Here is a 782-nt window from a genome sequence, read left to right as displayed (position 1 = left end):
ATCACACCGCAGCTGATGCCCGCGGTGGTCAGCACCGGCCTGGCGACCGGCTCGCGGCAACTGGCCAAGGCCAAGGTCCTGGTCAAACGCCTGGTCTGCATCGAAGACTTCGGCGACATCGACATCCTGATCACCGACAAGACCGGCACCCTGACCGAGGGCCGCATCAGCTTGGTCGACACCGTCAACCCGGCCGGAGTGCGCAACGACTCGGTGCTGCGGCTGGCCCTGCTGGCCTGTGACATCGATCCGGCCGCGGGCGGCGCCGCGACCAACGCGCTGGACGGCGCGCTCTGGGCGCACCCCGCCGCACGGCAGCTCGTCGGCGACGGTATGGACCGGGTGGCCTTTTTGCCGTTCGACCACATCCGCCGTGCGACCTCAGCCTTGGTCGATGACCATGGAAAGCGACTGCTGGTGGTCAAGGGCGCACCCGAGCAGATGCTGGCCCGCTGCTCGAGCGCACCCGATCAGTCTCAACAGACGTTGTCCGAGTTGTTCGCGGCCGGGCGCCGAGTGGTTGCCGTGGCGGCCAAGCCGGCGCCACACCTGTCCACGATCACCGCCGACGACGAATCCGAGTTGATGCTGGTCGGGTTCTGCGTCTTTGCCGACGAGCCCAAGGCCGCGGCGCGCCAGTCGCTGGCACAGCTTGCCGAGCTGGGAATCGAGGTGAAGATCGCCACCGGCGACAATCCGCGGGTGGCCGAAAAGGTCTGCAATGACCTGGGTTTGGCGTCCAAGGGCACGATCACCGGCGCCGAGCTGGAACGCCTCGACGA

Annotated in this window: 1 protein-coding gene; it reads left to right on the top strand. The window is 67.6% G+C overall.

Annotation, left to right across the window (positions count from 1 at the left end):
• Positions 1-15 precede the first annotated feature (15 nt).
• Positions 16-782, top strand: a 767-nt coding sequence (locus A5696_RS19620; RefSeq protein ID WP_231964524.1) for an HAD family hydrolase, incomplete at its 3' end; no start/stop codon positions are given.

It is taken from the genome of Mycobacterium sp. E2699 (genome assembly GCF_001666745.1).
Lineage (GTDB): Bacteria > Actinomycetota > Actinomycetes > Mycobacteriales > Mycobacteriaceae > Mycobacterium.
This window is presented reverse-complemented; position numbering and strand designations above follow the sequence as displayed.